Here is a 25,527-nt window from a genome sequence, read left to right on the forward strand (position 1 = left end):
GCTGACGTGTGTGACGAAAGTGCATGCGCGGTGATGGAACAGCGGACGGTGGGGCGCAGCGGGCTCCGAGTTTCCCGGCTCGGACTGGCCACCCACACCTGGGGCCGGGAGACCGACGCCGAGGACGCCGCAGCGCAATTGGCGGCCTTCGCCGAAGCGGGCGGCACCCTGGTGGACACCTCCCCGGCGTACTGCGACGGTGCCGCGCAACGGATTCTGGGACCCCTGGTCGCCGAGATCGGGCGCGAGGACCTGGTATTGAGCGTGTGCTCGGGACAGCGTGCGGTGCATACCGATCCGGCCGCCGGACCCGCCACCATCCGCTGGAGCGTGGACGCCTCGCGCCGCACCATGATGCGCCAACTCGATCAAACCCTGCGCATGCTGGGCACCGATCACCTGGATCTGTGGACCGTGGCCGCGTGGGATCCACACACACCTTTGGAAGAGGTCGCGGGCACTCTCGAATACGCGGTGCGCACCGGGCGCGTGCGGTACGCGGGTGTGCGCGGCTATGACGGCTGGCAGCTGGCCACCCTGGCCGCGGCCGCACCGTTGACCGCCGCGCAAACCCCGTATTCGCTGCTCGCGCGCGGGGTGGAACACGAATTCGTGCCCGCCGCACAGCATCACGGCCTGGGCATCATCGCCACCGCGCCACTGGCCGGGGGCATCCTGACCGGCAAATACCGCGACGGCGTGCCCGCGGACTCGCGCGGGGCGGACGAGGCCACCGCCGCGGAGATCAACGCCAGCCTCGACGATCGCGCGGTACGCGTGGTCGATGCGGTGGTGACCGCCGCGGACGGGTTGGGCACCTCGCCATTGGCGGTGGCGCTGGCGTGGATTCGCGATCAGCCGGGCGTGGCGAGCATGATCGTCGGCGCCCGCGATATCGGCCAGCTCACCGGTGTGCTCGCCGCCGAAACCCTGGAGCTGCCGCGCGCCATCACCGCCGCACTCGGCGACGTCAGTGCCCGCACCGAATGAGCGCTGGAAATGAGCGATGGCTAGCCTTACCTGCATGAGGTGTCTCGCGAATGCCCGATCAGCGGTCCTGATGCGCACCGCCGCCGCTGTGCTCGGCGCCGGTCTGCTCATCGGCGCCACCGCCTGCACCAGTGGCACGACCACACCGGCGGCCGGTCACCAGGGACCGGCCACCGCCACCGTCGGTGACGCCAACCCGGTGCCGATCGGCCCCGAACCCACCCCGACCCTGCCGGTCACCGTGCACAGCTACGACGGCGGCGAGGTGACCGTCACCGATTCGAGCCGCATCATCGCGGTCGACCGCTCGGGCACCTTCGCGCAGACCGTGTACGCGCTCGGACTGGGCTCGAAACTGGTGGGGCGCTCCACCTCCGCGGACTTCCCCGCGGTCAAGGACGTGGCCAACGTCGCGGGCGGTTCGGGCTCGATGAACGTGGAAGCCATTGCCGCACTGCGGCCTTCGGTGCTGCTCACCGACAGCACCAGCGCCACCCCGGTCATGCGCGATCAGCTCAAGGCCCTGGGCATCACCACGGTCTACCTGGATCCGCAGCGCACCATCGACGGTGTCGGCCCGCAGATCCAGGCCGTGGCCGACGCACTGGGCGTCCCCGAGGCCGGACGCAAACTCGCCCAGCGCACCAAGGACGAGATCGCCGCCGCCACCGCGACCGTCCCCGCCCAGGACCCGAAACTGCGCATCGCGTTCCTGTACCTGCGCAGCACCGCCATCACCATGATCGCCGGACCCGGTTCGGGCGCGGACTCGCTCATCGCATCCCTGGGCGCGACCGACGCCGGCACCGCCTCGGGCATCAAGGAACCGTTCATCCCGATCACCAGCGAAGCCCTCATCGCCGCCGCCCCCGACGTGCTCATCGTCATGACCGACGGCCTGGCCTCGGTCGGCGGCATCGACGGCCTGGCCAAGGTCCCCGGCATCGCCCAAACCCCCGCCGGCAAGAACAAGCGCGTGGTCGACATGTCCGACGCGGTCGTGCTGAGCTTCGGCCCCAACACCGGCCGCGTCGTCGCCGCCCTGGTCAAGGCCGTCTACGGCGAAAAGACGGCATGACCAACCCCGCTCACCCCGACGCACAGGACCGAACCGTGCCCCCGGCGCACTCCCCCGACCCCTCGAACGAGGATGTCCCAGCACCGGATTCCGCGAACGCCGCGCATGATGCCGATGTGCAGTCGGTGCCGGATTTGAACGCCGAGGTCGATTCCGTAGGCGGACAAGGCAAGTCGCGGCGGGGGTCGGCCTCGCGGACCACGCTCATCTTCGCCGGATCGCTGGCCGCGCTGGTGCTGCTGGCGTTGATCTCGGCGGCCGTGGGGCAGGTGCCCACGACACCCCTGGAAGTCGCGGGCAGCTTCCTGCATCGCATCGGGCTGGATTGGGGTCCGATGCCCAAGCATCCCGCCGGGGATGTCACGTTGTGGGAGGTGCGGTTTCCGCGCGTGGTGATGGCGATGCTCGTCGGTGCGGCACTGGCCACGGCCGGTGCGCTGTTGCAGGGTGTGTTCGCCAATCCCCTTGCCGAGCCCGGTGTCATCGGCGTTTCGGCGGGTGCGGCGGTGGGCGCGGGCACGGTCATCGTGGTCGGTGGGGCGTTCGTGGCGTCCTGGTCGGTGGCGGCGGGCGCGTTCGTGGCCGGACTGCTCACCACACTGCTGGTGTATGTGCTCTCGCGCTCGAACGGGCGCACCGAAGTGGTGACCCTGGTGCTCACCGGTGTGGCCATCAACGCCTTCGCGGGCGGGCTCATCTCGTTCCTGCTGTTCAGTGCCTCCCCGGCCGCCCGGGATCAGATCGTGTTCTGGCAGATGGGCTCGCTCAACGGGGCCACCTGGGAATCGGTGTACGTGGTCGCGCCGCTGACCGCGCTCGGTGTGGCCGCCGCGATCCTGATGGCCCCGCGCCTGGACCTGCTGGCACTGGGCGAATCCGCGGCCCGGCATCTGGGCGTGGACGTGGAACGCCTGCGCCGCAATGTGATCGTCGTGGTCGCGGTGCTGGCGACCGCGGGTGTGGCGTTCACCGGCATCATCCTGTTCGTCGGCTTGATCGTGCCGCATCTGGTGCGCATGCTCGTGGGCCCCGGCCATCGGGTACTCATCCCGCTCTCGGCGATCGTGGGCGCGGTGGTGCTGGTCGCGGCCGATATCGGTTCGCGCGCCCTGGTGCACAACGCGGATCTGCCGCTGGGCATGCTCACCTCCCTGGTGGGCGGGCCGTTCTTCTTCTGGCTGCTGCGGCGCACCCGCGCCCGTTCGGGAGGCTGGGCGTGAGCACCGTATTGCGAAGCATCACCGGGGTTTTCGCCCGCGCCCACGAGCTGCCCGAGACCCCGAAAATCGGCGAGGTCACCCTGCGCGCACGCGGGGTCGGACTGGTCCGCACCGGCGGCAACCGAGTCCTGGACGGTGTCGATTTCGAGGTCATCGCCGGGCAGATCGTGGCCCTGGTCGGCCCCAACGGCGCGGGCAAATCCACGCTGCTGGCCGCGTTGGCGGGCGAACTCGACCCGTCCGAGGGCACCGTCGAGCTCGACGGCAAACCCCTGGGCGAGTGGGCGCACCTGGATATGGCGCGCCGCCGTGCGGTACTGCCGCAGAACCACACCGTCGGATTCCCGTTCACCGCACGCGAAGTCGTCGCCATGGGCCGCGCCCCCTGGGCGCGCACCGACCGCCAGGACGCCGACGAGCGATACATCGCCGACGCCTTGGCCGCGACCGATGTGAAACACCTTGCCGGACGGCCCTTCCCGGCCCTGTCCGGTGGTGAACGCGCCCGCGTCGCGCTGGCGCGCGTGCTGGCCCAGGACACCGCGACGCTACTGCTGGACGAGCCGACGGCCGCGCTGGATCTGGGTCATCAGGAACAGGTCCTGCACCTGGCCCGCGAACGCGCCACCGCCGGCGCGGCCGTGGTGGTCGTACTGCACGATCTCGGTGTCGCCGCCGCCTACGCCGATCGGGTCGCGGTCCTGGACTCGGGTCGCATCGCCGCCGACGGCCCGCCGCGCGAGGTACTCACCACCGAGTTGCTCACCCGCGTCTACAAGCATCCGGTCGATGTGTTCGACCATCCGGCCACCGGCGCGCAATTGGTGCTCCCGGTGCGCGGGCGGTCCTGACCACGGATTCACGCGACTTGTCCGAAAGTGCCGACAGCACCGCCAAGAAATACTACGATAAGTAGTACTACTCGGCCGCGCACCATCGCACCCCTGGATGTCGCCATGCTCGAAACCTCTGCCCCCGCCGCAACCTCACTCCAATTACGCTGGGCCACCGTCATATTCGCGGTGGCACTGGCGACCCACGGCGCGGACCACCTGCGCCGCGGCATGAGCACCGTCTCGATGACCGTCATGGTCCTGGGCTTCGTGCAATCGGCGATCGCGCTGATCACCATCGCCCTGGTCTTCACCGGTCACCGCTGGGCCCCGACCTTCGCGATCGGCATCGGTTTCGCCAGCGCCGTCGGCTTCACCCTGGTGCACGTGTTCCCGGACTGGTTCGGCCCGTTCAGCGACAGCTTCATCAACCCGCCCGCCAGTGCCAAGGTCAACGGTTTCTCCTGGTTCGCCGCCTTGTTCGAGATCGCCGCGGACCTGCTGGTCGGTATCGCGGGCCTGCGGGCGCGCCGCCGGTGGTGACACTGGCCTCGAAATAGCTGGACGGTCGCCCAGCTTCTGTTAGGCTGGGCGCGTCCGAATTCCGCACCTTCGTGTGCCACGAGAACCAGGGAGTGATGTTGATGACCGCGCGTATGGCCGTTGCCGCCAGCCGGATCACCACGTCCCCCGCGGCGACGGCCTGACCCGTTCCCGCCCTCCCGCTCGCGCCTGACGCGCGACGGTTCCTCGTACACGAAAGGGTCTGTGCCTCATGAGCACACACCGGTCCTGGACCATCCGTACCGAAAACAGCGCGGACATCACCCGCGTACACGCCATCAACGCCGCAGCCTTCGACACCCCCGCCGAGGCCGATCTGGTCGACCAATTGCGCACCGACTCCGCCTGGATCGATGGCCTGTCCCTGGTCGCCACCGACGACACCGACACCCCGATCGCGCATATCCTGTTGACCCGCAACCATATCGGTGACACCGAGGCGCTCTGCCTGGCCCCGGTGGCGGTGCTGCCGGAGTATCAGCGCACCGGTGTGGGCGGTGCACTCATTCGCGCGGTCTTGCGCGAAGCCGCCACCCGCGGTGAACGATTCGTCACCGTGCTCGGACATCCCGAGTACTACCCGCGCTTCGGTTTCGAGCGCGCCTCGAAATACGGCATCGCCATGGGTGTCGAGGTTCCCGATGAGGCGCTGATGGTGATGAGCCTGGACGACTCGCCGTTGCCGAGCGGAATCATCCGCTACGCAACACCTTTCGGCGTCTAGCGGGAAACCCCGCGGAACCGGTATCGGTTCCGCGGGGTTATCCGGTTTCAGCGAGCGGTTACGGCGCTTCCGTTCCGGCCGCGTACACCTGCCCCCACAGCAGCCGCAGGCCCGCATTGCCCAGCCACAGCAGAAAGAGCACCAGCCCGGCGATGGGGCGCCAGGCGAAGCCCAGCAACACCCCGGCCGCCCCGAACCACCCGATCTCCAGAACCGCACGCCGCCAGCCGCGCACCGGAATCCGCGCGTCATGAGCCGCCCCGAATATCGCCCACACCGCGACGAAGACCGCGACCGCGCCGACCGCGACCGGCACCCGCACGATCACCGGGACATCGAGGCTGAAACCCCACGCGATGGCCGAACCCAGCACGCACAGTTCCAGCAGGAACATCAGCAGCAGATTCGCGCCCTTGAGCACATTCAACGCCACACCAGTTTCAGTACCGCCGGGGTGAGCAGCATGCGAATCACCGTGGCGTCCAATAGCAGTGCCGCGATCATGCCGTAAGCGATGTACTTCATCAACACCAGATCGGAGAACCCGAAGGCTCCCGTCACCACGATGAGAATGGCCGCGGCGGAGGTGATCACGCCGCCGGTGTGCGCGATCCCGTACCGGATGGCCTCGGGCGCGGACGCGCCGTCCGCGCGTGCCTCGGCCATGCGCGATTGCAGGAACACCTCGTAATCGGTGGACAGCCCGAACAACACCGTCACGATCAACACCAGGACCGCGAACATGAGCGGTCCGGGCGTGAAGTTGAACAGGCCCGCCCCGTGCCCCTCGACGAAGATCCAGGTCAGAATGCCCAGGGTCGCACCGAGCGAGAGCGCGCTCATCACCACGGCTTTGATCGCCAGCACCAGCGACCGGAACGCCACGTACATCAGTGCCAGCGCCGCGGTGATCAGGATGGCCGCCAGCAGCGGCAGACCCTTGATCAGCCCGAGAATGCTGTCGCGTTCGAGCGCGGGCACCCCGGCCACCATCACCTGCACCCCGGGCGGTTTCTCGATTCCACGCAGCGCCGTCATCACCGTATCGGCGTCGCGGTCATCGGCCAGGCCACTGCCCAGCACCGTCACCGCGTCCTTGGTCGGTGCGACCGGATCGAACGGCCCGGTCATATGCGCGGCACTGACCTGATTCGCCTCGTATCGAATATCGCTGAGCTGCTGCGGGTTCGCGCCCACCACCACCAGTTTGAGCGGTTCGGTGCGGAACTGCGGGAACATGCGATCGAAATCCTGCTGCGCCACCCGCGCCGGATTGTCCGAGGCCAGATAGCGCTCGTTGAGCCCGCCGAACTCGATACTGCGGAACGGCAGGATCAACGCCAGCAGCATGAGCACGATCGGCGCGATCACCAGCCACGGTTTGCGCATCGCGAATGTGGCCAGCCGCGAGAAGAATCCGGCGTCGATCTGTTCGGCGGTGCGGATACTGGCCAGGCGATGCCAGCCCCACAGATCGATGCGCCGCCCCACGATGCTCAACATCGCCGGCAGCGCGGTCACCGACAGCACCGCCGCCAGCAGCACCGCGCTGATACCGCCGAGCGGCACCGAGCGCAGCACCCCGTTCGGGTAGATGAACAGCGCGCCCAGGCTCACCGCGATGATCGCCGCCGAGAACAGCACGGTGCGCCCGGCGGTGGCCACGGTGCGCGCGGTCGCCTCCTCCACGGTGCGCCCGGCCGCCAGCTCCTCCCGGAACCGGGTGACCGCGAACAATCCGTAATCGATGGCCAGACCCAGACTCACCAAAGTGACCACGGCCGAAGCGAATACGTTGACCTGGATGTGATCGGTGAGCGCGCGCATGATGCCCTGGGTGCCCAGAATCGTCATACCGCCGATGAGCACCGGCAGCAGCGCGCCCACCACGCCACCGAACACGAAGTACAGCAGGATCGCCACGATCGGCAGCGCGATCAGCTCGGCGCGATGGATATCGTTCTGCATCCCGGTGTTGATGCCCTCGACCACCGGTTGCATGCCCGCCAATTGCACGGTGGTGCCGCCCGGTCCCGAACCCGGTGCGCCGGCGTGGAATTCGTCCTTGATGGCCATGTAATTGTTGACCGTGTCGGTGCCGCCGTCCCCGCGCAGGCCGATACTGGCGAAGGCGTGCGTGCGCGAGGGGTCGGCGAACTGGCCCATGAGTGCGCCGTCCCAATACGAGTCGATCTTGAGGATCTGCTCGGAATGCTTGGCGCGCAATCGATTCAGCTCATCGGTGACCGCCGAGCGCATCGGCTCGTCATCGAGGGTGTGCCCGGGCGGGGCGGTGTAGACCACGATCAGATCGCTGTCGGTATCGCGCCCGAAGGTGGAATCGGCGAGTTTGGAGGCGGCGACCGATTCGCTGGATTCGTCGAACCAGCCCTCCTGGGTCAGATGATCACCCAGATCGCGGCCGTAGAACCCCGAGGCCAGTACGGTCAGCCCGAACACCGCGAACACCAGATAGCGGTGTTTGTGAATGAGGCGTCCCCATCGCAGCGAGCGCGACCGGTCGGCAGGTTTTTCGATCATGACCCGGGGTGCGCGCTCACCGGTCCTACCGACCATCAGCCGCAGGCCGCGGTGCGATAGTCGGCCGAGCGCAGAATGCCGCACAGATCGGTGCGCGAGATCTTCCAGCGCCCGTCCTTGTTCACGAAATGCACCACCGTGGTGCGCACATTGGAGCCGGTGCCGTCCTTGTCCAGGCTCAGCGTCGCGGTCAGGGTGCCGTCGTGATTGTCGAACACCGGATCCTTGACCCCGTACACCGCGCGCGGATTGTCCTGCAGCGCTTTGTACATATCCGGGATGGCGTCCTTGAACGCCTCCCCGTCCTCGATCAGCGCGGTGCGATCGGCATCGGGCAGCGACGGATCCAGCGCCGCCTTGATCTGGGCGTCCAGTTCGGCCGCGGTCGGCAGCGGCGGGCGGTTCGCGCTCGAGACGGCCGCGGCCTGCGAGGACGAACTCAGCGCGGCATAGGCCGAGGAGCGCGCGGCCGCCACCGAGGACTCGTCATCGGAACCGCCACCGCACGCGCTGACGGTGAGACCGAGGACGGTGATGATCAGTGCTGCTGCGGCCGGTCGTCGAAAAGCCATCAACTTCCTCATGCTCGAACTGCGGTTACTTGCCCACAGTCAATCATGCGAACCTGTGGAAGCTGACTCGCGCGTCACATGTGCGCGACCGAGTGTCCGAGCTCATGACCGCCGCCCGGGCGCGCGGGTCTCAGATTCCGTCCAGTACCGCGCCCAGGCGGCCCAATAGCGCGCGGACCGTGCTGGCTTCCAGGGGTTGCACCGCGCGCACCGGCACCGCCTCGGGGACCAGATCGCGCACCAGGGCGATGATGCTGCGTTCATCGTCGAGATCGATATCGGTGACCCGGGCCACCGCCACAGCCACCACATCCTCGGCGGCGGGCACCTCGGTATCGAGGTCGGGGCGGTAGATCTCCAGGGTGAGCGTGGCCCGCACCGTGCGGAACGCGAACGAGCGCCCGTCGCCGGTGACACCGAAGCCGTGCGCGTAATGGCCCACGGTGATGTCCTCGACGGCGAAAGCGGGCTCCGGTAAGCCCGAGGTGTGGTCGGTTACCAACGAATCTCCCTGTCAGCGCCCACTATTACCTTCCACGGTAACCGTTGCCCCCGACACGCTCCCCCAAACCCCATGTCACGTCATATAACTGACCGCGTATGCACTCGCGATTCCGAATGTGTGCCCCGTCATGTAGCGCATGACGGCGCGCCGTGAACCAAGACCCCGCCCACCGGGCGTGGTCGGGCAACATGGTCATATTGGTGAGCACGCATACGTTTTGTCGGTCAGGTAAGGAGTTCGCTGCATGCGCCGTCGCGGCTGGATCCGGTCGGCCCTCGCGGGTGCGGCCGTGCTGACCCTGCTGGCCGGATGTTCCTCCAACGACGATGGCGGGGACAAACCCACCATCGAACCCGCCACCCCCGCCGCCGCGCCCGTGGCCGCCGCCACCCCGACCGGTGCGGTGACCCCGTTCGCCGCGGTCGGCGCGCTACTGGCAGAACCGTCCACCGGGATCCTGGCCGTGCTCACCGATGCGGGAAAGACGCTCTCGCTCATCGACACCAGTGGCACCCGCACGGTGCCGCTGCCCGGTCCGGCCGCCGCGCTGGCCGCCGGTAAGCCCGGGGAGATCCTGATCGCGGTGCCCGGCAAGGTCGTTCGCCTGGACGCGGCCACCGCCAAGCTCACCGAGATCGCCGTCGACGGAGACGTGCGTTCGGTCGCGCTGCGCGCCGACGGAGATCTCGTCGCCGGGCTCGCCACCGGCAAGGTGCTCATCGTGGGCTCCGATGGCGCTGTGCGGGAAAGCATTTCGGGCCTGGCCTCGGCCGATGCCATCGATACCAGCACCGATACCGTCGTGGTGCTGGACCGCCGCCAGAGCGCGCTGACCGAGTTGAACCTGCCCGATAAACGCCTCGGACTGACCCTGCGCACCGGTGACGGAGCTACCAATCTGATCGGCGATCACTTCGGCCGCCGCATCGTCACCGATACCGCCGGATCCGAACTGCTGGTCTACACCGCCGATCCCTTGGTCCTGCGCCAGCGTTTCCCGGTAGGATCTTCGCCCTACGCACTCGCCTACGATCCGCGGTCCGAGACCGTGTGGGTGACGCTGACAGGCAGTAACCAAGTCGTCGGTTACGACCTGTCGACGGGTATACCGGTAGAGGTGGGGCGCTACCCGACGGTGCGCCAGCCCAATACGGTCACCGTCGACGCTCGTACCGGTGACCTGTTCGTGGGATCCGCGACCGGTGACGGTCTGCAGCGGATCAGCGCGGACCAGCGGAAGAGAGGGCAGTGATGGCTCGGGCCTCACGATCAGCGCATAATTCGCGCGCACTACCGGCCGGCTGGGAGGAAACCAGCGACGAGTACGAATACGTGCCGTTGCGACTACCCCCGGAAATGAATCGCGTGACCGCCTCCATGCGCCTGGCCATTCAGGCCGAATACGGCGGCTGGGAGTTGTCGCGGGTGCGCGCCTACACCGACGGCAGCCGTCGCGTGCTGCTGCGCCGCCGCAAGAGTTCCCTACTATCCCCGACACCCGAGGCGGTGATGTAACCCGCATGTCTGAGCGCCTGTACGCCCTGCTGTTGAAGGTGATGTTCCTGCTCCCCCCGGAGCGTATTCATCATCTCGCATTCGGTGCGATGAAACTGGCCACCCGGTTCGCCCCGGGCCGCTGGATCACCTCGAAAGTGCTTGTCGCCGATGATCCGGTGCTGGCCACCCGCGCGTTCGGGATCGATTTCCCGGCCCCGCTCGGGTTGGCCGCCGGCTTCGACAAGGACGCCGAGGGCGCCGAGGCGTGGGGGCCGCTGGGCTTCGGCTACGCCGAGATCGGCACCGTGACCGCGCAGGCGCAGCCGGGCAATCCCGCGCCGCGCCTGTTCCGGTTGCCCGCGGACCGGGCGCTGATCAATCGGATGGGATTCAACAATCACGGTGCGGCACAGGCGGCTTCGCATCTGTCGCGCCGGCGCGCCGGTGGGATTCCGATCGGGGCGAATATCGGCAAGACCAAGGTGGTCGAGGCCGCCGACGCCGCCGCCGACTATGCCAGCAGCGCGCGCCTGCTGGGGCCGCTCGCGGATTTCGTTGTGGTGAACGTGAGTTCGCCCAATACCCCCGGGCTGCGGGATCTGCAGGCGGTGGCCTCGCTGCGGCCGCTGCTGCAGGCGGTGCTCGATACGGTGTCGGTGCCGGTGCTGGTCAAGATCGCACCGGATCTGACCGACGAGGACATCGACGCGGTCGCCGATCTGGCGGTGGAGTTGGGGCTGGCCGGAATCGTGGCCACCAACACCACGATTCGCCGCGACGGGCTCAACACCCCCGCCGACGAGGTGGCGGCGCTGGGCGCGGGCGGACTGTCCGGTCCGCCGGTGGCCGATCGCTCGCTCGAGGTGCTGCGCCGGTTGTACGCGCGCGTGGGCGATCAGCTGGTGCTCATCTCGGTCGGCGGTATCGAGACCGCCGATCAGGCGTGGGAGCGGATTCTGGCGGGCGCCACCCTGTTGCAGGGCTACACCGGGTTCATCTACGGCGGGCCGTTCTGGGCGCGGCGCATTCACCGCGGGCTCGCGGTCAAACTGCGCGCGCACGGGTATTCGAGCCTGGGTCAGGCCGTGGGCGCGGGGCATACCGCTCGCGCCTGAGCGTTCTGCTGCGCTGACCGCGACTCTGCGGTCGGCGCAGTGGGCATCAGGGGCAACGGCCTTGTGGCGCAACAGCCTTCAGTCCGCCGTACCGGGTCAGGCCCACAGGTGCTGCGAGCGCGCGCCGGACGCGGCGGGGGCCAGCGTGCCCGGCGGCAGGGTGCCCACATACCAGCCGCGCAGGAACGGTTCGGGCAGCACCGCATCGGTCTCGTACGGGATCAGGGTGTCGTGATGCATGCGTTCGGCCATGCGCTGGGCGAGCATGACCACCGCGTGCTCGACCAGAATTCCGAGCCGGGCCGCGCGTTCGGCCGCCTCGGAATGGGCGGCGTCGTCGAAAACGATCTCCGGATCGGACAGGATCTCATCCAATTCCATTCCCGCGTGCGCCTGCGCGCGGGTCAATCGTTGTTCGGGTAGCCAACTCAGCGACCACGCGTCCTCATCACGGGCGCGAAGCGCGAATTCGGGGGTGATGTCGCTGGTCATCTCCCGATGGCTGATATCGATTGTCACTGCCGGGTCCTCCCTGAGCTGTTTGCATCCTCATCGAACACCGGACGGTCGGTATTTCACCCTTTCCCAACCCCGCCCGGTTTGTCGGGAAATTCAGTGTTCTCGCCTCCCTTGCAATACCTGCTGCACCTGTTCCACCGGCATGCCCAATTCGTCCGCGTCGACGATCGCCCGCGCCGCCAGAATCACGTCGCGCCGATAACCCAACTCCCGCCCATCGGCCACCCGATGCGCTGCCTCGCCGGTGAGGTCACTGGTCATCTGCCAGTCGGAGTAGTAGATCGTCACGGTCTCCCCCGCTCCATCATCCGCTGATGCAGCACCGCCATGACGTGTTTCACGCTGGTTCCCAGCTCCCTGGCAAGAACCTCCGCCCGCGCCCCCGGCTCTTCGGGCGAACAACACAATTCCGCGAGCTCCATCCCCGCCCGAGCCTGCTCTAGCGTGAACAACCGCTCGTCCCACCAACTCAACTCCCAGGCGGGCTCACCCCGATCATTGCGCCGCCGCGCCCACTCGGGGCAGGTGCTACTGGTTATCGATCGACTGCTCTCGTACATCACGACGGTTCTCCAAAAGTGAAGCGCCACCGCCGGAGCATCCTCTTTTCGGAATGCCCGAGACCGGCCGATCGCATCGCGATGATCAGCCGGTGCTGTCGCTGCCAACGAATTGTATGAACACGGATCGAGCGGGCGACGGCGGAACAGGGGTGTGGTCTGTGCTGATTCGGCGAATCCGCCTACCGCACAGCGACTTCGCCGTCCTGCTCCGTCTCGGGCTCGCCGGCCGCCGCCCGCGTCCCCCGCCGAAACCGCCAAATCAGTGGAATCGCTCCCAACACCGAGACCTCCCAAACCGTCTGGTGCAGGCGTTCTTTCGCCTAGACTGAGAATGGCATTTGCCGACCGATTCCGGCAATTGCCGATGCACCAAGGGAATTGACGGTTCTTCTGTTCAATAAACCTGACCTCCGGTACGTGGAGGAAGAATGACCAGGAACAACCCGCAACGCCGCACCGACCGGGAGTCGGAGTCGTTCGATGCCGCCGACCTCCATGCGGGCAGCGTGATTCGAGGAAGATCGGAGCAACCGGACAGTCGCTGTGGCGGCACCGACGTATCGTGAGGTTTGGATGGAGAAAACCCGCACTTCACGAAGAGTCGATCTGTCGATGGCGCCCACTGATCCGACCACCGTCGCCGTGCTCAGCATTCTCACTCGTCTTCGTACCCGGTCGGGCCTGAGCTCGGATCGGCTGGGCAGCACCGAGATCGACATCTCTACCCTGCAGCAGTTGAGCGTGGTCGCGCGTTTCGCGCATGTCGCGGGGCTGACAACCGAACAGGCGGTGCCCGGAGTCATCGCTCATGTCGCTCGTCAGCTGCCCGCGACACATCGGCTGATTGTCGATGCCGAGCTGTGCCTGGGGCTTTTCGGTGACGAGCCACCCGCCGGTATCGATCTGAACTCACTGTATGGACCAGACCTGATCGACAGGCGTCGTTATTTGGCGCGCGAGTGGTTGCATCTCCATGAAGCGATGGGAGTCTCCGACATCCCTCCCGCCCCGACGGTGCGAACCTTGCGTGGCGCTCCCGAGCTGGAAGCCTTCACCGCTTTGGCGACCCTGATGACATCCGGGTCGATCCCGGACACTTCGGGATTGGACACGGTGACCGTGATCGGTGACGCGGTGATCGATCAGCTCTACGTGGTCGAACAGATTCCGGTCGCGGGGACCTCGGCGTGGGGTGATTTTCGCAGGCATCCGGGCGGTAAGGGCCTCAATCGCGCGGTCGCGCTCGCACGCCTGGGTCTGGACGCGCGATTGGTGACGGCGATCGGTGATGACGACGACGGCGAGAGCATTCGGCGTTATCTGTTCAAACAGCGGGTCGACACCAGCCTGGTCAAGATCAATCGCGGCGGCCGCACCCCGGTGACGGCGGTCATCATGAATTTGACCGGCCAGTACGCGTCGATTGCGTTCAAAGAGCGGCGTATTCAGCTGACCGATGCAGATTTGGAGAGTGCCTCGATCCGGCAGGCCATCGCCGATTCCAGGGCGGTGTTGCTGACGTTCGAACAGTCCACCGATGTGGTCGAACAGGCTCTGCGAGTTGTGGATTCGCTCAGCTCGCCGCCGTGGCTCATCATGAATGTTTCGCCACCGCAGGTGCTTCCGCAATCGGCGTACGAGTATCTGCGTGCGGTGGACTATTTGGTGGGCACTTCGATAGAGATGGCAGAGTTGTGGCCGAGTAGCACGCCCGCGGAGGTGATCGAACGGCTCCTGGGCTTCGGCGTCGGCACCGTATGCACGGTCGACGGTTCGCGTTGCACGATCCATCGACTGCGGCGTCCCAGCGTGGAGTTGTCGCGGTTCGCGGCGGTCCTACCCGGATCAGCGGGTGCGGCATCGGCGTTTTCCTCCGCGCTGGCGTATCGGTTGATAACGCGAGGCAAGGCTGCTGACATCGACGATTTCACCTGGGCCACCGCCGCGATCGCAGCGACTGCTCCGGTCCGGAATGTTCCGGACGCGATGCCGACGGTCGAGCAAATCGAGCGGATCGTGGCACGTGATCGCGACGACGCGTGACGTGCCCGGGACTGGCTATCCGGGCTTCCGTGTGTCATCAGGGCCCACGAGTTAGCATTTCTCGCGGCCGATGGGCCGTCCTTGGACTCGCTGATAGACCGACTCATAAGGACTCGCTCAATGGATGCAGGGTTTGGCGAGGTCCGCACCGACCGACCACTCGGAGGTCCGGATCCGCGAATCCTGGCCGAGCCCGCTCATCTCGTGGTTCGCCATGGCAGGCCGCTCGAGGTTCGGGTGGCCGAGGTGGACGGCGATCACCGATCCGGACATGCCCTGATAATCGGCACGATATCGCAGGGTTGTCTGGTTCGCATTCACTCGCGATGTCTCTACGGTGACGCACTTGAATCGCACGACTGTGACTGTGGACCGCAACTGGCCGCATCCTTGGACATGATGCAGGTCGAGGGCGCCGGGGTGCTGATCTATCTGGAGCAGGAGGGCCGCGGCGCCGGACTGGTGGCGAAAGGCCGTGGCTATCACCTGAGTCAGCAAGCGCTGCTCGACAGCTTCGAGAGCTATGTACAGCTGGGGTACCCGGAGGATGCGCGACAGTACGATGGCGCGGCCGCGATGCTCAAAGCCTTGGCGCTCAGCGAGATTCGCCTGCTCACCAACAATCCGGAAAAGGTGCGGACTTTGCGCGATGCCGGGTTGTCCGTGCGCCAGGTACCGCTGCGTATCCTGCCGGGGAATGATCGCGTAAACGACTACCTGGCCGCGAAACGGGAGCGTCGAGGTCATGAACTGCCACAATCCTGGTGGACATACCGGGCTGCCAGCCGGTTGTCCAGTGCCGGAGGCGTCGTTGCGTTCGCGGCATCGTGCGGGGTGATTGCCGAATTGATGACGCCCAGTACCGTATTCGGCTTGGATCGCGTGATTCCCGCTGTACTGGGTCTCTTGGTAGGAAGGTGGGGATTCACTCGAACTCGGTTGCTGAAGGCCAAAATTAGACTGGTATGCGCGACATTGTTGTCACCTTCTTCCCGTGGTGAACAATTGGCTGCCGTAGATCCGGTTCTGGAACCAGCCGACGCGACCGAAGGAATCGGCCTATGCTCGCTCCCTTCGGCCATAATTGCCGGAGGCACAATGAGCTAGGGCGGCCGTGAAAGAGCTTCAGGCGACTGCACATTCGCTGACGCGCAAGGGACGGGAGTTGTCCGTGCGGGTCAGCGAGTTGCGGGCGGATCCTGAGACCGGGGCCGGGGAACTACTCGGGCACATCCTCGTTTTCGGAGATCCCGATCAGGAGTGTCTGGTGCGGATCCACTCACGTTGTCTCTATGGCGACGCGTTGGGCTCACAGGACTGCGACTGCGGACCCGAGCTCGATCTGGCTATGGATCTGATCCAAGCCGAGGGACACGGCGTGCTCGTGTATCTGGAGCAGGAGGGCCGAGGGTCCGGACTGATCGTGAAGGCGATGGGGCTGCGGTTGGGCGCGCAGATCGGGGTCGACACCTTCACGAGCTATCGGATGTTGGGGCATCCGATCGATTCGCGGTCGTATGGGCATGCGGCGCAGGCGCTGTCGGGGTTGGGGCTGCGGTCGGTGCGGTTGATGACGAACAATCCGGACAAGGTGGCGGCGCTGGAGGAGGCGGGGTTCGCGGTGGTGACCGTGCCGCTGTTGACCGAGCCGCGGAGTGAGCGGGCGCGGCAGTATATGGAGGCCAAGCGGAGGTTTCGGGGGCATCGGTCGATGATCGGCGGGCGGCGGTGGCCTGCGCGGGCGGTGCGCGGAGCCTGGGGAGCGGTCCGAAATGTCCGATTTGCGGGATCTGGGTTGTAGCGCGAGACACAGCGGTGACTTTCTGGCTAAGCTGAGTGAGCCGCGCCACAGATGAGCGTGCGGCCATCGCGTGATCGGTGGGTGTTCTCTCGGGACGTCGGGTTCGCGCAGGTCGGATGGGTGCGCGTGTGGCGGTGTAAGCGAGAGGCAATCGGAAAAGGGTTATGACGACAGACATCGGCTATCCGCACAAATCGGGCAAAACGGTCTACACGATTCCGGAGGCGTTTCAGGAGACGCTGACATTGCGTCCGGAGCAGATCGCGATCAGGACGGTGGGGGGAACCACTGAGATCAGCTGGCGAGAGTACGGGGAGCGGGTGCGCGGCATTGCCGCCGGATTGGCGGGGCTGGGGGTGGGCCACGGGGACACCGTCGGCATCATGCTGACCAACCGGCCCGAGTTCAATCTCGTCGACACCGCGGCGCTGCACCTGGGCGCGACGCCGTTCTCGATCTACAACACCAGCTCCGCCGAGCAGATCGCGCATCTGTTCACCAATGCCGAGAACAAGATCGTCATCACCGAGCCCGCGTTCCTGGACGCGGTGCGCGGGGCCGGTGTGGAGATCGAACACATTGTGCTGGTGGAGGGTTCGGCCGCGGGCACCATCACCCTCGCCGAGGTGGAAGCCGCACCGGCCGCCGATTTCGACTTCGACGCCGCCTGGCGCGCGGTCAAGGCCGAGGATCTGGCGACGCTGATCTACACCTCCGGCACCACCGGCCCGTCCAAGGGCGTGGAGCTGACCCATCGTAATGTGGTCGCCCAGATCGTCGGACTGGTGAACGGCCCGCTGGTGGTCGGCCTCGATGACCGTTCGGTGTCGTATCTGCCCGCCGCCCATGTGGCGGACCGCATTTCGGGTCACTGCGCCAACCTGTTCACCGGCGTGCAGATGACCACCGTGCCCGATCCGCGCGAGATCGCCGCCGCCCTGCCCGATGCCCGCCCCACCGCGTTCTTCGGTGTGCCGCGGGTGTGGCAGAAGATCAAGGCCGGCATCGATGCCAAGCTCGCCACCGAGCCCAGCGGCGTGAAGAAGGCCCTGGCCAATTGGGCCATCGGTGTCGGCGTGGAAGCCGCGCGCGCGGACCTGTCCGGCAACGGCCGCGGTCTGCTGCTCGATGTGCAGCACAAGCTGGCCGATGCCCTGGTGCTGTCGAAACTGCGGCACACCTTGGGATTCGACGAACTCAAGGTCGCGGCCTCGGGTGCGGCGGCCATCCCGCCGGAGACCCTCGAGTACATGCTCGGACTGGGTTTCGTGGTCACCGAGGTGTGGGGCATGTCGGAGACCTCCGGCGTGGGCACCTACACCCCGCTGGCCAAGCCCAAGCCGGGCACGGTGGGAATTCCCATGCAGGACACCGATGTTCGCCTCGGCGAGGACGGCGAGCTGCTGCTGCGCGGGCCGATCGTGACGCACGGCTACCGCAAGATGGCCGATAAGACCGCCGAGGCGATCGACGCGGACGGCTGGCTGCACACCGGCGATGTGGCCACCATCGACGGTGACGGCTACATCAGCATCGTCGATCGCAAGAAGGAACTCATCATCAACGAGGCGGGAAAGAACCTGTCTCCCACCAATATCGAGAACACCGTGAAGGCGGCGTCCTCGCTGGTCGGCCAGGTGGTGGCGATCGGTGACGCCAAGCCGTACATCGCCGCGCTCATCGTGCTCGACCCCGATACCGCGGTGGTGCGCGCCAAGGCCCTGGGCACCCCGGACGCCGATCTGAAGACCCTGGCGGTGCGCCCGGAGATCGTCGAGGAGATCAAGGCGGCGGTCACCACCGCCAACGCCAAACTCTCACGCGTGGAACAGATCAAGCGTTTCATCGTGCTGGATGCGGGCTGGGAGCCCGGCGGTGACGAACTCACCCCGACCCTCAAGCTCAAGCGCAGCCCGATCAACACCAAGTACGCCGCCGATATCACCGCGCTGTACACCACCCCGGCCCCGGACAATGTCGTAAACCTGTCCTGAGTCGAAAACGACTGTGGCCCCGGACGATTCGTTCGGGGCCACAGTCGTTTCCGGAGCAGATGCACGCACGCGCTCCGGCCGGCAACGCCGAATGTTGTGCCGGACAATCGGTCACGCTCGCGCGGTGGCCGACCCCACCCGCAGCATCGGTCACGCGCGCGCGGTGGCCGACCCCACCCGCAGCAGTTGCCAGGTCATCTCGGTGGCGATCCGTTCCATCTGCGCGTGCGAGTGCTCGGCGGTGTCGTACTCGACCTGCACGGTGAGACGGTCGCCGACGGTGAACATGGTCATTTTCGGTGGCATGCCCGGGGTCATGGCGAATACCTCATCGCGCACGAATTCCAGTGTCGCGGGCAGGGAATGGGCCGGTACGCGGCCGATATTGGACAGCGCCAGGGTCGGTGGCGCGCCGAACAGTGCCGCGGTCACCTCGTCGAGGTCGCGCTGGGCGGCGCGCATGAACATGGCGGGGAAGCGGGCCTGCGTCGAATCACGCATACCCGCCGCGACGGCGCTCGCCAGCTCGATCGGATGCGAGTCCGGGGCCGCGAGTACCGGTGTACCGGCCCCGGCGGCGCAATTGAGCACGGTCGAGGCGGGTAGCACCGGCACCAGATCGGGGCGCAGATCCACCGCGTGCCCGCACATCATCGGCAGCGGTCCGGCCTCGGGCGCGAACTCGGTGCGCACCGCCGCCATGGCCGCGCCGGCGAGCAGGCTGTTCACCGAAAACCCCTGTGCGCGTGCGGTAGCCACCAAGGCCGCGGTCTGCGCGGCATCCAATTCGATGCGCCGTACCGCGAGCCTGCCGCTCGGATCTCCCCCGCCCTGACCATCGAGGGGCAGGTGCACCGGAGCGGCCGCCGGATCCATGGCCATCGCACCCGCGCGCACCATCGCCACGAACGCGTCGACCTCGGCATCGCTGATCAGCGCGGCGAGCTGCGTATCCACCCCGGCGGGCAACGCGTAGTTCCGTTCCGGTTGCGGCAGTGGCGATCCCGTCACCCGCGCGGTGTAGCGCCGCCACATCTCGTCCACGAGCGGGAACACCGAGCGGCCATCGGAAATGCCGTGATGCAGCACCAGCACGACCCGGGTGAACTCGCCCTCGCGCAGCAGTTCCGCACGGAAAAGCCCTGCGCCCCACTCCTGTCGGGCGTTCACCAGTGTGCGATAGACCTGCGCGCCGCCCGCGGTGACCGTGACGCTCGGCCGATAGTCGTCATCGAGTTCGAATCGTCGCACCCCGGCATCGCCGGTGACCACCCGCGCCCGCAGCAGCGGATGCAGGGCAGCGAGTTCGGTGAGCGTGTCGCGCAGCGCGGCGGGGTCCATCTCCCCGCGCACGGTGCTGCCGATGAACAGCGGCATACCGCCGATGGGCACGCTGCCCAGACGGGTGTGCTCGCCGAAGTAGCCGTTCTCGAAGGGGGACAGTGGGCGCTGACTGGTCATGTGCTTCCGGCTTTCCTGCGGTGGACCTGGCGAAATCGACCATACACACGTTTCAAACAATTGTCACAAACATATGTTTGAAACGATCGTCACAAACCGCTGTTAGGCTGCCGAAGGTGGGAACCCGAGAAGATCTGCTCGCCGGAGCCAAGAAGTGCCTGGCAGAACGCGGCCTGGCCCGCACCACCGTGCGCGATATCGTGGCCGCCTCCGGCACCAATCTGGCCGCCATCAACTACCACTTCGGCACCCGTGACCAGCTGCTCAATCAGGCGATGCTGGAATCCACGGGCGAATCGGTGACCCGGGTACTCGAATCCCTGCCCGACGACGCCGACCTGGACACCGGCGAACGCCTGACTACCTTCTGGCGCAAGCTCCTCGAATCCTTCGGCACCGATCGCGCAGTGTGGTCGGCCAATGTCGAGAGCATGGCCCAGGCCCTGCACTCCCCCGAACTGCGCACCGAGATCGGCGCCGCCCAGGTCCGCGCCCGCGCGGGCCTCTCGGAAGCCCTGGGCGACAACGACCCTCGCATCGGCGTCATCGTGCAAACCCTGATCGGTGGCCTACTGGCCCAGGCCCTCATCGACCCGGACAACACCCCCACCGCCGATGATCTCACCGCCGGGATCCAAGCCCTGGCCGCACTGTCGGACCCGGCCTCCTGACACGGCCACCCGGGCCCCGGGGATCTCGTCATCCCGGCGTGCTTGTGGCCGGGATCCATTCCCGGTCCATGCCGGACATGACTGTGGCCCCGAGCGAATAGCTCGGGGCCACAGTCGAATACAGTCCGGCGACTACTTCTGCTCGTGCGTACCGATCAGCGTGGCGCGCCCGATGGCGTTGAGGAACAGGTTGAACCCCAGGTAGGCGGGCGAGGCGCTCTCGTCGACCTCGAGCTTGTCCACCCCGACCGCGTGCACGACCACGAAGTAGCGGTGCGGGCCGTGTCCGGCGGGCGGGAACGCGCCGGTGTACTCGTGCAGGCCCGCGTCATTGCGCAGTACGACCGCGCCCTCGGGCAGGTTGCCGCCCTTGCTGCCCTGCCCGGTCTCCAGGCTCGTGGTGCCGGCCGGGATATTGGCGACCACCCAGTGCCAGAAACCCGAGGCGGTCGGCGCGTCCGGGTCGTACACGGTGACGGTGAAACTCTTTGTCTCCGCGGGGAATCCGGACCAGCTCAGCTGCGGGGAGATGTCCTTGCCGCCCGCGCCGCCCAGCGCGCTGACCTGATCCAGGTGCAGCGGCTCACCCGCGGTGATATCGCCGGAGGTGACGGTGAATTCGGGCAGTTGCGGTAGCGGAGCGTAGGGATTGTAGGAGTAGTCGGGCACGGGCCGTCCTTTCGATCGCGAGGCTGATCAGCAGTTCAGGAGGAAGTGTTCCAGTACGCTCGCACCGAATTCCAGCGCCGCCACCGGGACGCGTTCATCCACGCCGTGGAACAGCGCGCTGAAATCCAGATCCGGCGGCAATTGCAGCGGCGCGAAGCCGAAGCAGCGAATTCCCAAGCGCGCGAACGCTTTCGCGTCGGTGCCGCCGGACAGCATGTAGGGCACGGTGCGCCCCTGCGGGTCGTGCGCGAGGATCGCGGCGTTCATGGCATCGACCAGGTGACCGTCGAAAGTGGTTTCGTACGAGTCGAGTTTGGTGATCCACTCGCGTTCGACATCGGGTCCGATGAGCGCGTCGACCTCCTTCTCGAACTCGGCCTGCCGCCCCGGCACCACGCGGCAGTCGATCACGGCCTCGGCGGTCTGCGGAATGACATTGGCCTTGTAGCCGGCCTGCAACATGGTCGGGTTGGCCGTATCGCGCAGTGTCGCACCGATAATGCGCGAGATGGTGCCGAGCTTGGCGAGCTGGCCCTCGATATCGGGACTGGCCGGATCGAAGGTCAGCCCGGATTCCTCGGCGACCGCGGCCAGGAATTCGGCCACCGAATCCGAGACCACCAGCGGGAAGGTGTGCGTGCCCAGGCGCGCGACCGCCTGCGCCAGAATGGTGACCGCGTTGTCCTCGTGCAGGAACGACCCGTGCCCCGCGCGCGCCTTGGCGCGCAAGCGCATCCAGCCCAGACCCTTCTCCGCGGTCTCGACCAGGTACAACCGGCGTTCGGTGCCATCGGGTCGCGGCACGGTGAGCGAGAACCCGCCGACCTCGCCGACCGCCTCGGTCACCCCGGCGAACAGATCGGGCCGATTATCGGCCAGCCACTGCGACCCCCAGCGCCCGCCGTTCTCCTCATCGGCCAGGAAGGCGAACACGATATCGCGCGGCGGCACCGTGCCCTCGATCTTGAACTGCCGGGCCACGGCCAGCATCATGCCGACCATATCCTTCATATCGATGGCCCCGCGGCCCCATACGTACCCGTCGCGGATCGCCCCGGAGAACGGGTGCACGCTCCAGTCCTCGGCCTGCGCGGGCACCACATCCAGATGCCCGTGCATCATCAGCGCGCCACGGCTCGAATCCGCGCCCTGCAACCGGGCGAACACATTGCCGCGCCCGGGCGCGCCGGATTCCACGTACTCGGTGGTGTATCCCGCCTGATGCAGTTGATCGGCCACCCATTGCGCGCATTCGCGCTCACCCTTGGTGGTCTCGAGTTCGCCGGTATTGGAGGTGTCGAACCGGATCAGCGTGCTGACCAGGTCCACCACCTCCGAGACGGCGCGGGACGTGCGAAGTTCGCCAGTTTCGGACACGTCCCCTTTCCTACCATCTCCGCACACCCCCACCGCCGCGCCCCGTCATTCCACACCCCGCACCGCGCAGGTGATGGCCACGAGCCGAATTGAAATCAGGCCCGGCACAACACTTCCCAGCCGCGGTGCGCTACGTCCTCCGTCATCCCGGCGCGTCTTTGGCCGGGATCCACACCGTAAGCGCAGGCACCTTCGGGTATGGATCCCGGCCACAAGCACGCCGGGATGACGGGGCTGGCGGTCAGCGCAATACGCGCAGGGTCATGGTCAGGGTCGCCAGCAGGGACTCCAAGCGCTGATCGGCGATGCGGCGTTCGAGGATCTCGGGGTCCAGGCGGGTGCCGGCGGCCCAGAGTTCGCCGATGCGGGCCTGTACATCGACGTCGGTGGCGGCCAGTACCCACAGCAGGGGTGCCCAGAGGCGGGCGGCCTGGGCGATGGCGGGCAACATGATCAGCGTCGAGGTGTCGAGTTCGGCGAGCTGGGTGCCCGCGCGGCGGCGCACTTCTGCGGGTGTGCGGGCCAGCGGTTCCAGGACACCGCGCCACAGGGCCAGTTCACTGCTGCCGTCGAGGGCGGCGACCAGGGTTTCGGCGGTTTCGGCGACGACCGGGTTGAAGGCGAGTTTGGTGAGCGCCTGCGGGCTCAGTTGTCCAGCGAAACGCAGCAGGTCATCGGTGGCGTCGGCGGCCAGGAAGGTGGTGAGCAGGTCCGCGATGGCCGAGGGCGGTGCGACCTCGAAGAGGATATCGCCGACCGCGGCGATGACATCGGGGGCGCACCGCGCGAACACCGACAGCGCGGCCAGGCGCAATTCCTTGGACCCGTCGATGACGGTGCCGAGCAGCTTCGGAATCCGATCGCCGGGGCCCGAGAGCAGTTGCCGCACAATGGCACTGATGCTCTCCCCGGAATAGGCGTAGGCGGCCGAGCGGATCAGCCCCTCGTCATCGGGGACGCCCTCCTCCACCGCGCGCACCAATTCCGGTGTGGCATAGGCCAGGAAGGGCCCGGCGGTGATGTAGTCGCGCCGCCGCAGCAGTTCATTGACGATCGCTATCACCGGTTCGGTGGGTGCGTCATCGGCGAGCTGTCCCACGGTGCGCGGATCCAGATACGGCGCGCAATCGGCCGCGTACTCGATGCTCAGCCGCAGCAGCGCGTCCACGGCCTTGCGTGGATGCTGCACGCCCACGGCTCCGGCCGCGCGTCCGGTCATGGCTGGTGGCACCACACGCTGCACGATGGGCAGCGAGATGCCGAGCGGAATGATCGGCACCAGCGAGCTGATCCGCTCGAAAACCGGTGTGTGCTGGTCGAACAGTGCCCCGGACATGCGCTGCTGCAGTTCGTTGAGCCGATGCGCCCCGAGTCGCTCGAGATGTTCGACGCGTTCTACCGGGACGTGCAGGGTCCTTGCCAGGAGTACCAATTGGGCGCGGGTGACCAGATCGGTCATAGGCCGCACCGGGTCGCGGGTCTTCCGCCATAGGCGAAATCGACTGTGGCAGACATGTTTCCCCGTCCTGCGGTGTCCGAGTGCGGACCCGCCGTGTTCGACCGCCCATCATAGGCGGGCAGATACGACGAAAACCGCAAACAGTGCAGACTCACAGAGCCCCGTTAGGATGCGGCCATGAGTCATCCCGCGGGGTGGTACCCCGAGAGTCCAGGATCCACCGTCGTGCGCTGGTGGGACGGTAGTCAATGGACCAATCACACCCAGCCGCAGCAACAGTCGGCGCAACCTCAGCAGCAGGCGCAACCGCAACAGGGTCAGCAAACATCGGGTCAGCAGCAGTACGGGCAGCAGGAGCAGCAGGGCTACGCCAAGCAGGGCCAGCAGTACGGCCAGCAGGGCCAGCAGCCGCAGGGACAGCAGTACGCGCAGCAAGGTCAGCAGGCGCAGGGCCAGCAATATGCCCAGCAGGGCCAGCAGTATTCGGGCCAGCAGTACGCTCAGCAGCCGCAGCAGGGGCAATACGGCCAGCCGCAATACGGTCAGCAGCCCAGTGACGCGCACGCCCTGGAATTCGATATCGGCGGCGCGCACGATCCCGCCGCGATCCAGCGCCAGGTGCAGCAGCAGGCCGGGGTCGGGGCGACCCAGGCCGGTGGCGGCACCGTGTTCACCGAGCCGATCCTGGTGGTGAACCAGAAGGTCAAGCTCATCGAAATGGCCAATGAGTACGCCGTTTTCGACCAGCAGGGCCGGCAGATCGGCGCGGTGGTCGAGGTCGGGCAGAGCGCGCTCAAGAAGGCCGTGCGCTTCATGTCCAGCTATGACCAGTTCATGACGCACAAACTGGAGATCCGCGACGGTCAGGGCCAGACGGTGCTGCGCGTGACGCGCCCGGCCAAGGTCTTCAAGTCGCGCTTCGTGATCGAGCACGGCAATGGCGCGCCGATCGGGGAGATCATCCAGGAGAACATGATTGGCAAGATCAACTTCTCCTTTGTGGTGAATGGCCAGCAAATCGGCGGGATTCGCGCCGAGAACTGGCGGGCCTGGAACTTCATGATTCACGACCACACCGGTCAGGAGGTCGCCCGCATCACCAAGACGTGGGAGGGCCTGCTCAAGAACATGTTCACCACCGCCGACAACTATGTTGTGCAGATTCACCGCCAGCTCCCCCAACCGCTGCTGTCCATGGTGGTCGCCTCGGGCCTGGCCATCGACACCGCGCTCAAGCAGGATTCGCGCGGCTGGGGCTGATCCGGTCAGCTGCCGCCCCGCGCCGTCACCACGGCGCGCCAACCGCCGCCGGGTCGCGCGCCATTCGGTGC

General features: G+C 66.9%; 26 protein-coding genes. 15 read left to right on the forward strand and 11 right to left on the reverse strand.

Annotation, left to right across the window (positions count from 1 at the left end; translation table 11 throughout):
* Nucleotides 1–33: 33 nt before the first annotated feature.
* From ACFVUS_RS03995 to ACFVUS_RS04020, 6 genes are all read left to right on the forward strand, one after another.
* The gene (locus ACFVUS_RS03995; protein WP_387761663.1) at nt 34–990 is read left to right on the forward strand and encodes an aldo/keto reductase; all 957 of its coding nucleotides are present in this window, start codon (nt 34–36) and stop codon (nt 988–990) included.
* Nucleotides 991–1,024: 34 nt separating this feature from the next.
* Entirely contained in the window at nt 1,025–2,068 is a 1,044-nt protein-coding gene (locus ACFVUS_RS04000; protein ID WP_387761664.1) for a hemin ABC transporter substrate-binding protein, read from the forward strand.
* A gap of 134 nt (nt 2,069–2,202) precedes the next feature.
* Nucleotides 2,203–3,288 (forward strand): FecCD family ABC transporter permease, encoded by a 1,086-nt coding sequence (locus ACFVUS_RS04005; protein WP_387765392.1) that lies wholly within the window; start codon nt 2,203–2,205, stop codon nt 3,286–3,288.
* Nucleotides 3,285–4,139: a heme ABC transporter ATP-binding protein gene (locus tag ACFVUS_RS04010; protein WP_387761665.1), complete on the forward strand. Its 855-nt coding sequence runs from the start codon at nt 3,285–3,287 to the stop codon at nt 4,137–4,139. Before ACFVUS_RS04005 ends, ACFVUS_RS04010 begins: the two co-directional genes overlap by 4 nt.
* 105 nt (nt 4,140–4,244) lie before the next feature.
* Nucleotides 4,245–4,664, forward strand: coding sequence for a hypothetical protein (locus ACFVUS_RS04015; protein WP_387761666.1), 420 nt, complete (start codon nt 4,245–4,247; stop codon nt 4,662–4,664).
* A 232-nt stretch (nt 4,665–4,896) separates the two neighbouring features.
* On the forward strand, nt 4,897–5,409 hold the full coding sequence (locus tag ACFVUS_RS04020) for a GNAT family N-acetyltransferase (protein WP_387761667.1): 513 nt from the start codon (nt 4,897–4,899) through the stop codon (nt 5,407–5,409).
* A 58-nt stretch (nt 5,410–5,467) separates the two neighbouring features.
* Here ACFVUS_RS04020 and ACFVUS_RS04025 read toward each other — a convergent pair whose 3' ends face one another.
* The 4 genes from ACFVUS_RS04025 to ACFVUS_RS04040 form a co-directional block, all read right to left on the reverse strand.
* Nucleotides 5,468–5,842: a DUF2568 domain-containing protein gene (locus ACFVUS_RS04025; RefSeq protein WP_387761668.1), complete on the reverse strand. Its 375-nt coding sequence runs from the start codon at nt 5,840–5,842 to the stop codon at nt 5,468–5,470.
* On the reverse strand, nt 5,833–7,986 hold the full coding sequence (locus ACFVUS_RS04030) for an MMPL family transporter (RefSeq protein WP_387761669.1): 2,154 nt from the start codon (nt 7,984–7,986) through the stop codon (nt 5,833–5,835). Before ACFVUS_RS04030 ends, ACFVUS_RS04025 begins: the two co-directional genes overlap by 10 nt.
* Nucleotides 7,986–8,522: a hypothetical protein gene (locus ACFVUS_RS04035; RefSeq protein ID WP_387761670.1), complete on the reverse strand. Its 537-nt coding sequence runs from the start codon at nt 8,520–8,522 to the stop codon at nt 7,986–7,988. Before ACFVUS_RS04035 ends, ACFVUS_RS04030 begins: the two co-directional genes overlap by 1 nt.
* A gap of 130 nt (nt 8,523–8,652) precedes the next feature.
* Complete coding sequence (locus tag ACFVUS_RS04040) at nt 8,653–9,024, reverse strand: hypothetical protein (protein ID WP_387761671.1); 372 nt, start codon at nt 9,022–9,024, stop codon at nt 8,653–8,655.
* A gap of 247 nt (nt 9,025–9,271) precedes the next feature.
* Between ACFVUS_RS04040 and ACFVUS_RS04045 the strand changes: the two genes are divergently transcribed.
* From ACFVUS_RS04045 to ACFVUS_RS04055, 3 genes are read left to right on the forward strand one after another with little or no spacing between them, the layout of a single operon-like run.
* Nucleotides 9,272–10,279: a YncE family protein gene (locus tag ACFVUS_RS04045; protein ID WP_387761672.1), complete on the forward strand. Its 1,008-nt coding sequence runs from the start codon at nt 9,272–9,274 to the stop codon at nt 10,277–10,279.
* Entirely contained in the window at nt 10,279–10,542 is a 264-nt protein-coding gene (locus ACFVUS_RS04050; protein WP_364634212.1) for a DUF5703 family protein, read from the forward strand. Before ACFVUS_RS04045 ends, ACFVUS_RS04050 begins: the two co-directional genes overlap by 1 nt.
* A gap of 17 nt (nt 10,543–10,559) precedes the next feature.
* Nucleotides 10,560–11,639: a quinone-dependent dihydroorotate dehydrogenase gene (locus ACFVUS_RS04055; protein WP_387765394.1), complete on the forward strand. Its 1,080-nt coding sequence runs from the start codon at nt 10,560–10,562 to the stop codon at nt 11,637–11,639.
* Nucleotides 11,640–11,735: 96 nt separating this feature from the next.
* On the opposite strand, the gene ACFVUS_RS04060 is transcribed toward ACFVUS_RS04055, so the two are convergent.
* Nucleotides 11,736–12,158: a hypothetical protein gene (locus tag ACFVUS_RS04060; RefSeq protein ID WP_387761673.1), complete on the reverse strand. Its 423-nt coding sequence runs from the start codon at nt 12,156–12,158 to the stop codon at nt 11,736–11,738.
* 93 nt (nt 12,159–12,251) lie between these two features.
* The gene (locus ACFVUS_RS04065; RefSeq protein WP_387761674.1) at nt 12,252–12,446 is read right to left on the reverse strand and encodes a hypothetical protein; all 195 of its coding nucleotides are present in this window, start codon (nt 12,444–12,446) and stop codon (nt 12,252–12,254) included.
* An 887-nt stretch (nt 12,447–13,333) separates the two neighbouring features.
* On the opposite strand from ACFVUS_RS04065, the gene ACFVUS_RS04070 reads away from it, so the two are divergent.
* Entirely contained in the window at nt 13,334–14,764 is a 1,431-nt protein-coding gene (locus ACFVUS_RS04070; protein ID WP_387761675.1) for a carbohydrate kinase family protein, read from the forward strand.
* Between the two features lie 117 nt (nt 14,765–14,881).
* Here ACFVUS_RS04070 and ACFVUS_RS04075 read toward each other — a convergent pair whose 3' ends face one another.
* Nucleotides 14,882–15,037 (reverse strand): hypothetical protein, encoded by a 156-nt coding sequence (locus ACFVUS_RS04075; RefSeq protein ID WP_387765608.1) that lies wholly within the window; start codon nt 15,035–15,037, stop codon nt 14,882–14,884.
* On the opposite strand from ACFVUS_RS04075, the gene ribA reads away from it, so the two are divergent.
* The 3 genes from ribA (at nt 15,011) to ACFVUS_RS04090 (ending at nt 18,559) form a co-directional block, all read left to right on the forward strand.
* A complete protein-coding gene (ribA, locus tag ACFVUS_RS04080) occupies nt 15,011–15,871 on the forward strand; it encodes a GTP cyclohydrolase II RibA (protein WP_387765396.1) in 861 nt (286 codons plus the stop codon). The two genes, ACFVUS_RS04075 and ribA, sit on opposite strands and share 27 nt — an antisense overlap.
* Nucleotides 15,872–15,878: 7 nt before the next feature.
* Nucleotides 15,879–16,565: a GTP cyclohydrolase II gene (locus tag ACFVUS_RS04085; RefSeq protein ID WP_387761676.1), complete on the forward strand. Its 687-nt coding sequence runs from the start codon at nt 15,879–15,881 to the stop codon at nt 16,563–16,565.
* Between the two features lie 164 nt (nt 16,566–16,729).
* Nucleotides 16,730–18,559 carry an AMP-dependent synthetase/ligase gene (locus ACFVUS_RS04090; protein ID WP_387761677.1) on the forward strand — a complete coding sequence of 610 codons (1,830 nt, stop codon included), beginning with the start codon at nt 16,730–16,732 and terminating at the stop codon, nt 18,557–18,559.
* 150 nt (nt 18,560–18,709) lie between these two features.
* On the opposite strand, the gene ACFVUS_RS04095 is transcribed toward ACFVUS_RS04090, so the two are convergent.
* Nucleotides 18,710–20,020, reverse strand: a complete 1,311-nt coding sequence (locus ACFVUS_RS04095) for a hypothetical protein (protein ID WP_387761678.1) — start codon at nt 20,018–20,020, stop codon at nt 18,710–18,712.
* Between the two features lie 116 nt (nt 20,021–20,136).
* Here ACFVUS_RS04095 and ACFVUS_RS04100 point away from each other — a divergent pair, with 116 nt between their 5' ends.
* Nucleotides 20,137–20,691, forward strand: coding sequence for a TetR/AcrR family transcriptional regulator (locus ACFVUS_RS04100; protein WP_387761679.1), 555 nt, complete (start codon nt 20,137–20,139; stop codon nt 20,689–20,691).
* A gap of 132 nt (nt 20,692–20,823) precedes the next feature.
* On the opposite strand, the gene ACFVUS_RS04105 is transcribed toward ACFVUS_RS04100, so the two are convergent.
* The 3 genes from ACFVUS_RS04105 to ACFVUS_RS04115 form a co-directional block, all read right to left on the reverse strand.
* Nucleotides 20,824–21,360 carry a YbhB/YbcL family Raf kinase inhibitor-like protein gene (locus ACFVUS_RS04105; RefSeq protein WP_387761680.1) on the reverse strand — a complete coding sequence of 179 codons (537 nt, stop codon included), beginning with the start codon at nt 21,358–21,360 and terminating at the stop codon, nt 20,824–20,826.
* A gap of 27 nt (nt 21,361–21,387) precedes the next feature.
* The gene (locus ACFVUS_RS04110) at nt 21,388–22,737 is read right to left on the reverse strand and encodes a M20/M25/M40 family metallo-hydrolase (RefSeq protein WP_387761681.1); all 1,350 of its coding nucleotides are present in this window, start codon (nt 22,735–22,737) and stop codon (nt 21,388–21,390) included.
* A 241-nt stretch (nt 22,738–22,978) separates the two neighbouring features.
* Nucleotides 22,979–24,196, reverse strand: a complete 1,218-nt coding sequence (locus ACFVUS_RS04115; RefSeq protein ID WP_387761682.1) for a hypothetical protein — start codon at nt 24,194–24,196, stop codon at nt 22,979–22,981.
* Between the two features lie 177 nt (nt 24,197–24,373).
* On the opposite strand from ACFVUS_RS04115, the gene ACFVUS_RS04120 reads away from it, so the two are divergent.
* Nucleotides 24,374–25,456, forward strand: coding sequence for a phospholipid scramblase-related protein (locus ACFVUS_RS04120; RefSeq protein WP_387761683.1), 1,083 nt, complete (start codon nt 24,374–24,376; stop codon nt 25,454–25,456).
* Nucleotides 25,457–25,527 lie beyond the last annotated feature (71 nt).

The organism is Nocardia sp. NPDC058058 (assembly GCF_042885355.1).
GTDB lineage: Bacteria > Actinomycetota > Actinomycetes > Mycobacteriales > Mycobacteriaceae > Nocardia.

Coding starts and splice junctions, on each gene's coding strand:
- ACFVUS_RS04030 (WP_387761669.1), bottom strand. CDS start 7,986: ATGGTCGGTAGGACCGGTGAGCGCGCACCCCGGGTCATGATCGAAAAA.
- ACFVUS_RS04070 (WP_387761675.1), top strand. CDS start 13,334: ATGGCGCCCACTGATCCGACCACCGTCGCCGTGCTCAGCATTCTCACT.
- ACFVUS_RS04120 (WP_387761683.1), top strand. CDS start 24,374: ATGAGTCATCCCGCGGGGTGGTACCCCGAGAGTCCAGGATCCACCGTC.
- ACFVUS_RS04050 (WP_364634212.1), top strand. CDS start 10,279: ATGGCTCGGGCCTCACGATCAGCGCATAATTCGCGCGCACTACCGGCC.
- ACFVUS_RS04115 (WP_387761682.1), bottom strand. CDS start 24,196: ATGACCGATCTGGTCACCCGCGCCCAATTGGTACTCCTGGCAAGGACC.
- ACFVUS_RS04035 (WP_387761670.1), bottom strand. CDS start 8,522: ATGGCTTTTCGACGACCGGCCGCAGCAGCACTGATCATCACCGTCCTC.
- ACFVUS_RS03995 (WP_387761663.1), top strand. CDS start 34: ATGGAACAGCGGACGGTGGGGCGCAGCGGGCTCCGAGTTTCCCGGCTC.
- ACFVUS_RS04015 (WP_387761666.1), top strand. CDS start 4,245: ATGCTCGAAACCTCTGCCCCCGCCGCAACCTCACTCCAATTACGCTGG.
- ACFVUS_RS04020 (WP_387761667.1), top strand. CDS start 4,897: ATGAGCACACACCGGTCCTGGACCATCCGTACCGAAAACAGCGCGGAC.
- ACFVUS_RS04095 (WP_387761678.1), bottom strand. CDS start 20,020: ATGACCAGTCAGCGCCCACTGTCCCCCTTCGAGAACGGCTACTTCGGC.
- ACFVUS_RS04000 (WP_387761664.1), top strand. CDS start 1,025: ATGAGGTGTCTCGCGAATGCCCGATCAGCGGTCCTGATGCGCACCGCC.
- ACFVUS_RS04090 (WP_387761677.1), top strand. CDS start 16,730: ATGACGACAGACATCGGCTATCCGCACAAATCGGGCAAAACGGTCTAC.
- ACFVUS_RS04075 (WP_387765608.1), bottom strand. CDS start 15,037: ATGTCCGGATCGGTGATCGCCGTCCACCTCGGCCACCCGAACCTCGAG.
- ACFVUS_RS04045 (WP_387761672.1), top strand. CDS start 9,272: ATGCGCCGTCGCGGCTGGATCCGGTCGGCCCTCGCGGGTGCGGCCGTG.